Origin of the sequence: Phyllobacterium sp. (assembly GCF_037994405.1) — a bacterium.
Lineage (GTDB): Bacteria > Pseudomonadota > Alphaproteobacteria > Rhizobiales > Rhizobiaceae > Phyllobacterium.
In genome coordinates, this window is the sequence record NZ_JBBNAN010000413.1 from 1 (window position 1) to 7,675 (window position 7,675).

Genomic DNA, 7,675 nt, shown 5'->3' on the forward strand with positions numbered 1-7,675 from the left:
CTTTGTGATCGAAAAGATGGATGTGGGAACTGTCGCCCTTGACGGAGATCCGATCACCGACCTGAATTTCGGTCGTTCTCGGGAATTCGACAGTGATCAATTTTTCTGTCCCGGCGTCGAGATAACCAAAGGTCTGGCTTCCGAGCCTTTCCACCACCACCAGTTCACCGCTGAACCACGCCTCCGGCGTGTCACACACGGTTAGGTCTTCGGGACGGATGCCAAAGGTGATTGTCTTTGCGTCCCGGAATGCATCGTGCTGAACATCGAAAGCCGCGGTGCCTGCCGGAAGGTTTACCACAAGACGATTGGCGACGGATTCGATGACACTTGCCGGGAGGGTGTTCATCGTCGGGCTGCCGATGAAACGGGCAACGAATAGGCTGGCCGGTTTGCGGTAAAGATCGAGCGGATGACCGATCTGTTCGACGTGACCAGCATTCATCACCACGATTCGATCGGCAAGCGTCATCGCTTCCACCTGGTCGTGAGTAACGTAAACAGTCGTTGCCTGCATGCGGCGATGTAACTTGGCGATTTCAAGTCGCATCTCTACGCGCAAGGCAGCATCGAGATTGGACAACGGTTCATCAAACAGGAATGCCTTCGGCCGGCGGACGATAGCGCGGCCCATGGCAACGCGCTGGCGCTGGCCGCCCGAAAGCTGTGCGGGACGCCGATCGAGATAGTCCTGAAGTTTGAGGATGTCGGCAGCGCCCGCTACGCGCTGGTCAATCTCATTGGTGGGCTCACTGCGCATCTTCAGTCCGAATGCCATATTCTCTTCAACGCTCATGTGCGGATAGAGCGCGTAATCCTGAAAAACCATGGCGATGTCACGGTCCGACGGCGGCAGGGCGTTGACCAGCTTGTCACCAATCTTCAGTTCACCGGCGCTGATTTCCTCAAGCCCGGCGATCATGCGCAGGAGAGTGGATTTCCCGCAACCCGACGGACCAACAAGAACGAGAAACTCGCCGCTCGCAATATCGATGTCGACGCCGTGGATCACGGGAACCGTCCCGTAGAGCTTTTTGATCTGCTTCAGACTGATCGCTGTCATATGATTGTTCCTCCATTCAATATCTTATTGACTATCATTATCGATATCAATATCAATAATGATAATTGCGGCAATCATAAAGGAGACCTGCAGTGTCCGACTCCATCGCCACCCGGCCAGCCCGCTCGCCGCGCAATCCACTTGCCGCCAAAGCGTCCGTAGCGTTCGACTCGCTGAAGCGCGATATCATGCTTGGTGAGTTGCGCGCTGGAGAGCCGCTGACGGAGTTAGATCTTGCGGCCCGGTTTCAGTGCAGCCAGGGCAAAGTTCGCGAAGCATTGCTGCAATTACAGGAAGAAGGGCTCGTGCGGCGTCAGGGCCACCGCGGCACCCAGGTATCGGCATGCACTGTCGATGAAGCCGTCGAGATGTTTCGCGTCAGGCAACAGATCGAATGCAACGGTATCATCCGGGCTCTGCGCTATAAGAGCCGAACACTTGTCTTCGACCTGCACGAGCTTGCGAGCGATATGGTGGAAGCGGCAAAAGCTGATGACGAACTGCAGCTCGCGGCATTCGATAGGGATTTTCATCGGAGGCTTTTTCGCGATGCCGATCTTCCAGCGCTCGATCCAATCCTGCATCGGTGCCTCGTTCACAATCATCGTTTCAAGATTTCAAGAAGTATCGGTTCGCGCGATCTTATGGCGACGGCGTTACGCCATCGCGTCATAATCGAAGCAATCGAGCAGGGCGACGTTTCCGCAGCGACGCAAACCTTGCATCACCATATTGCGACGATTGTCGACTTCGGACCGACAGTGTTTCCGGATGCCGATCAATGAGCGTCGTTCACGGCCTTGCGAATGAACTTTCAGCGGAGATGCGCGCCGTGTTGCTGCGCGCCGAGCGCGAACTGGGGCCGCAGCCTGATCCCACATTGCTGTCACCGGAAGAGGGCAGGGCGCAGTGCGAACGTACCAACGAGCGCAATAATGTGAACCTGCCACCGCTTGCTCGGGCAAAAGACATCGTTGTGGCCGCCAATACCGAACTTGGTTCCCCAGCATGCCGTATGCGGGTCCTTGTTCCACATGATGCAGGCATCGGCGCCTTGCTTTTCGTCCACGGTGGGGGCTTCGCATTTTGCAGCCCTGAGACACATGAGCGATGCGCTCGGGTCCTTGCCAATGAGATTAAGCTGCCTGTTCTCGTTCCCGACTACCGCCTTGCCCCGGAGCACGCGTTTCCAGCCGGCATGCACGACGTTATTGCCTGCCTGCGCGCCGCTTTCACAGCGACGGTAGAGGCAGGGGTATCGGCGGGACCGATTCTTATCTGCGGGGATTCGGCCGGTGCCAATCTCGCACTTGCCGCGATCATGCACGAAATGGCGGCAGAACGCCCAATTCCGTCCGGCGCGCTGCTGTTTTACGGCACGTTCGGCGCCGATTTCACCACACAGTCATATGGACGGTTTGCCGATGGTCCTGGTCTGACTCGCGGAAAGATGCAGCGATACTGGAACTGGTACTGTGCAGATGAAAACGCGCGCCACAACCCGTTGGCCGCGCCGCTGCAGGCCGACGACAATGTCCTGCGTGCTTTACCGCCGCTTTATCTCATGGCCGCGGGTATCGATCCCCTCTTGTCCGATACGCTGCTCCTTGCCGACCGGCTTAAGGCAATCGGCCGCAGTGACCCGCTTTCGGTCGTGCCGGGGGTTACCCATGGATTTCTGCAAAATACCAATGAATTGGCCGCGGCGCGGGAGGCGCTTGCGGCTGCCGGTGAGGCTGCTCGAGGAATGATCCGCGGCGGTCAATGAGTCATAACAAAGGTGGAGGAAACAATGAGCATTTTCAAGAAACTGGGCATCAGTTGCGCGTTCCTGGCCGGCCTGGCAGTGGGCACTGCGAACGCAACTGAAACGGTGCGGTTCTGGTATCATTTCGACAATCCGGAAAATCCGATGTCGGATCTCGTGACGAAATTCGAAGCCAAGAACCCGGACATCAAGATCGAAGCAGAAAATGTTCCCTGGAACAGTTACTACGACAATCTCTACACCTCGCTGGTTGGTGGCAACGCGCCAGACGCCGGAATGGTGAAGCTTTTTGCCCAGCCCCGACTAGCGGAAATGGGTGCGCTCGAGCCAATTGGCGAGCGGATCAACGCCTGGCCGGGCAAGGCCGATCTTCTCGACAATCTGCTGGAGCTGAACAAAGGTCCTGACGGGCAGCAATATTATCTGCCAATCCAGTATGTGGTGCTTTACCTTTATTATCGTGCAGATCTCTTCAAGGAGGCGGGCCTCAATCCGCCGACAACATGCGAGGAATTCCGCACGGCGGCCCAGAAGCTCACCAAGGCGCCCGATACTTACGGCTTTGGCCTGCGCGGCGGCAAGGGTGGCTGGGACCAATGGGGAACATTCGTCTTTTCGCAAGGCGCTGAGCTGAAGTCGGGCGGTCTGACCAAGCCCGAAGCTGTCGCGGCCAATCAGTGGCTGATCGATCTATTCCAGAAGGACAAGGTCATCCCGCCATCGGCTCCCAATGATGGCTTCCAGGAAATCGTCGCCGCTTTCAAGGCTGGCAAGACGGCCATGACCATTCATCATATCGGCTCGTCCAATGATTTGGTCAAAGCGCTGGGTGAGAAAGTTTCCGCCGTGCCTGTCCCGAAATGCGGTGGCAATCAGTGGACCTCCTATGGTGACGAGTCCTTGGCAATTTTCTCATCATCACAGGTGAAGGACGCGGCGTGGAAATGGATTTCCTTCCTGGCGGAAGGCGAAAACAACGTGGCGTTCAACAAGGCGACTGGCCAGATGACCGTGACCAAGAGCGGCGCCGAACATTGGACGCTGCATGAACGCCGCTTTGTCGACGCAACTGTACAGTCACTGCCCTTCGCCCATGTGCTGCCCCAGAGTACCGCAACGGCGGAGTTCGTGAACACCGCATGGCAGACCGCGATGCAGCAGGCGCTGACGGGCCAGATTACCTCGCAGCAGATGATGGAGCAATTAGAGAGCCTGTTCGCGCAATAGCACGGACGGGTCTTCCATCCGATCGAGGAAAACTGGAAACCGTTTCATGTCTACTCTTGCGCCATCCGCACCAAACGACCTTACTCAGGTCCGTCCGCTTCGCAGCAGGCTGATGCCCTATGCCTTGCTGGCCCCTGCGGTAGTCGTGACATTGTTCATCGTGTTCTTTCCGATGATTCAGGCGCTCGTTACCAGCTTCTACGACGTAGTGCTGTGGAAGCCAAATGCCAATCGGTTTGTCGGATTTGGCAATTACATCAAGCTTCTGCGCGATCCGGTATTCTGGACTTCGCTTGGGCATACGGCCATCTGGATCGGCTTGACGGTGCCGCTGCAGATGGGGCTCGGTCTGGTCGCCGCCTTGCTGCTCAATCGTGACTTTCCATGGCGCGGTCTCGCGCGCGCCCTGGTCATCATTCCATGGGCCCTGCCAAGCGTCGTCATCGCCCTGATGTGGCGCTGGATCTACGATCCAACGACTGGTGTGCTCAACGATATCCTGCTCTACCTGTCGATCATCCACTCCACCGTGCCTTGGCTCGCCGATCCGCAGCTTGCGCTCTATGCGGTGATCGCAACGCTGACCTGGCAGGGATTTCCGTTCTTTGCAGTGATGATCCTCGCTGGCCTTCAGGGTATTCCGCAAAGCCAGTACGAAGCGGCCTCTATCGATGGGGCGAGCAGCTGGCGTCAGTTCATCCATATAACGCTTCCCGGCATTGCGCCGGTGCTGGCGACGGCCGGATTGCTGCGCATCATCTGGGTTGCCAATTCCATGGATGTGATCTTCGTCATGACCGGCGGTGGTCCAGGCTATGCAACGCATACTCTGCCGCTCTACGCCTTCATCAAGGCCCGCCAGAATCTCGATTTCGGCTATGGCACCGCCATCGCTGTGACCTTTACCATCCTGCTTGGGGCAGTGGTCGCAGCCTATATCGTCCGCACCCTGCGTGAGGTGGAGCGATGAACAAGCCGTCGACGATTCGCCGTATCATCACCACTGACATTCCGGTGGTCTTGATCATTCTTCTTGCCATTGGACCATTCGCCTGGATGATCCTGACGTCCCTGACACCGACCGCGCAATTATCGGCAACGGGTGTCTCGCTATCACCGGCAGGATGGAGCCTGGACAATTACATCCGGCTTTTGCAACAGACCTCGTTCCTCGGCAATATGCTGCACAGCCTGATCATCGCAGGTGGAACCGTCATCCTCGGGCTCGTCGTTTCAGTCACGGCCGCCTATGCCCTGTCACGTTTCCGGTTTGCCGGGCGAAAAGTGATCATGCTGCAGTTCCTGCTCGTCAACATGTTCCCGATCGTCCTTTTGATCCTGCCGCTCTTCGTGCTGTTCCGCAAGGTCGGCATTCTCGACACCCATATCGGGCTGATCCTTGCCAACTCCACCGTTGCCATCCCGTTCGCCGTCTGGATGCTGACGAGCTATATCGCAGCCATCCCGCGCAGTCTCGACGAGGCGGCAATGATCGATGGTTGCTCGCGGCTTCAGGCTTTGCAGCGTGTCGTTCTGCCCTTGGCGATGCCGGGGATCATTTCGACGGGCATCTATATCTTCATCACCGCGTGGAACGAGTATCTTTATGCCCTGACACTTGGCGGGCGCAATGTCCGCCCGGTCACGGTGGCGATCCAGACACTCATCGGTGAATACCAGATCGAGTGGGGTCTGCTCGCAGCCGGCGGTGTCGTCGGTGCCCTGCCTGCTACAATTCTTTTCCTTCTCGTGCAGCGCCGTCTGATCGGCGGCCTGACCCAGGGCGCGGTGAAGGGATGACCATGCCAATCAAAGAGGAACAATGATGAATCCCATCGGATTGATCTCCATGCAATATGCCCGGCCGTTCACCGCCGAGCACTTCCATCTGTTCAAGAATATGCGCGATCTCGGCTTTGACTTTGTCGAACTGCTCGTGCCTGAACCCGGCGAAATCGATCTTGCCGAAGCACGGCGTGCTTTGGACGATGCCGGGCTTGGCGTCGTGCTTGCTGCACGTGTCAACCTGCAACGCAATCTCTCCTCAGACGATAGAACGGCACATCGCGCCGGTATCGATTACCTGCGTTACACCGCCGATTGTGCAGCAGCGCTTGGCGCAACTGTTGTCGGCGGACCGCTCACCGGCAATCCGCTGGTGTTTGCCGGGCGCGCGCCTTTGCCCGTGCCAGAGGACGAGCGGCTGGCGCGAAAGGAGCGCTGTGTTACCGGTCTGAAGGAAGCCGGCGATCATGCGGCCAACTCCGGCGTCGTGCTCGCGGTCGAGCCACTCAATCGCTTTGAAAGCGATGTTTTGTGTACCACGCAGCAGGCCATGGAACTTCTCGACGCGGTCGATCATCCGGCGGTCAAGCTCATGCTCGATACTTTCCACATGCACATGGAAGAAGCGTCGATTGGCGATGCCATCCGGCTTGGCGGCAATCGCCTCGTGCATTTCCAGGCGAATGAGAACCACCGGGGCTTTCCGGGAACCGGCTCGACCGATTGGGTCGCGGTGGGCAGGGCCTTACACGAAATCGGCTACAACGGCCCGGTGTCGCTCGAACCCTTCCGTCGCAATGACGACCGTTTCGGCGTTCCCCTGGCGCAGTGGCGTGCTCCGCACGAGGACGAAAGCGAGCGCCTGGCGGCAAGCGCGGCGTTTATCAAATCCCATCTCACACTGACGGAATATCGGCGATGACATTGAAAATCGGCTGGATCGGTTGCGGCATTCACGCAACCCAAATGCTACTCCCCCAACTCGTACGCCATGATGTGGCCATCGTCGGGCTCTGCGATATTGACGGTAAACGTCTTGCCGATGCAGGCCGCCAATTTGGCGTTTCCCGTCTGACAAATGATGCCGAGGAGTTGATCCGCACGCCAGGCATCGATGCGATCGGCATGGCGGTTGGTCCAGACCAGCACCTGCATTTTGGCAAGCTTGCTCTTGAGCGTGGCCTGTCTGTCTTCATGGAAAAGCCACCATCAGGCACGGCGGAAGGCGCACGCGAACTGCGTGCCGCTTCCGAACGATCGGGCAAGCCGCTGCTTGTCGGGTTTATGAAGCGCTATTCCGTCGGCAACAAGATTGCCCATAACATTATCAAATCGGGGCGTTTCGGAGCAGTCCTCGGCCTCACAGGCTACTACATGACGGCGCCGGGATATTTCACGGGCAATGTCGACTACACTGGCTTCTTCCTGCATCACTGTGTGCACTACATGGATCTGGTATCGTTCTTCGTTTCGCCGGTGCGGACCATTTCTGCCAGAAAGGTCGAAAAGACACCGGGCAGGGTGCTTTTTCATGTCGGATTCGAGTTCGAATGCGGCGCCATCGGCAATATCGCTATGGGTACGATCCAGTCGCGCGGTACACCGGTCGAGCGTATCGAATTGATGAGCGATCATCAGCGTCTGGAGGTGGACGATGTGATCGAGGTGCGCTGGAACCGCAATCCGCCGTTCAAAGTGGACGATCCAGACGCGACGCTTGCCGATGATGTCGATACACTAACGTGGAAGCCGAATTTCACGGCAGCGGCAAATGAAGATCCGAAGGGCTATCATTCGCTCTTGGCCGACGTAGTGCCGGCGCTTGGCGGCGC

8 protein-coding genes are annotated in these 7,675 nt (G+C 57.7%); 7 read left to right on the top strand and 1 reads right to left on the bottom strand.

Features of this window, described 5'->3' with window-relative positions:
* A partial coding sequence (ugpC, locus tag AAAC48_RS22665) for a sn-glycerol-3-phosphate ABC transporter ATP-binding protein UgpC (protein WP_340656356.1) occupies window positions 1-1,063 on the bottom strand: 1,063 nt, incomplete at its 3' end.
* Window positions 1,064-1,155: 92 nt separating this feature from the next.
* Between ugpC and AAAC48_RS22670 the strand changes: the two genes are divergently transcribed.
* From AAAC48_RS22670 to AAAC48_RS22700, 7 genes are all read left to right on the top strand, one after another.
* The gene (locus AAAC48_RS22670; protein ID WP_340656357.1) at window positions 1,156-1,848 is read left to right on the top strand and encodes a GntR family transcriptional regulator; all 693 of its coding nucleotides are present in this window, start codon (window positions 1,156-1,158) and stop codon (window positions 1,846-1,848) included.
* Window positions 1,845-2,831 (top strand): alpha/beta hydrolase, encoded by a 987-nt coding sequence (locus tag AAAC48_RS22675; RefSeq protein ID WP_340656358.1) that lies wholly within the window; start codon window positions 1,845-1,847, stop codon window positions 2,829-2,831. Before AAAC48_RS22670 ends, AAAC48_RS22675 begins: the two co-directional genes overlap by 4 nt.
* Window positions 2,832-2,855: 24 nt before the next feature.
* Window positions 2,856-4,058: a sugar ABC transporter substrate-binding protein gene (locus tag AAAC48_RS22680; protein WP_340656359.1), complete on the top strand. Its 1,203-nt coding sequence runs from the start codon at window positions 2,856-2,858 to the stop codon at window positions 4,056-4,058.
* Window positions 4,059-4,104: 46 nt separating this feature from the next.
* Entirely contained in the window at window positions 4,105-5,028 is a 924-nt protein-coding gene (locus AAAC48_RS22685) for a sugar ABC transporter permease (protein WP_340656360.1), read from the top strand.
* Window positions 5,025-5,858 (top strand): carbohydrate ABC transporter permease, encoded by an 834-nt coding sequence (locus tag AAAC48_RS22690; protein WP_340656361.1) that lies wholly within the window; start codon window positions 5,025-5,027, stop codon window positions 5,856-5,858. Before AAAC48_RS22685 ends, AAAC48_RS22690 begins: the two co-directional genes overlap by 4 nt.
* Before the next feature lie 25 nt (window positions 5,859-5,883).
* Window positions 5,884-6,765: a sugar phosphate isomerase/epimerase family protein gene (locus tag AAAC48_RS22695; RefSeq protein WP_340656363.1), complete on the top strand. Its 882-nt coding sequence runs from the start codon at window positions 5,884-5,886 to the stop codon at window positions 6,763-6,765.
* On the top strand, window positions 6,762-7,675 hold a 914-nt coding region (locus tag AAAC48_RS22700; protein ID WP_340656362.1), incomplete at its 3' end, for a Gfo/Idh/MocA family oxidoreductase. The genes AAAC48_RS22695 and AAAC48_RS22700, both read left to right, overlap by 4 nt.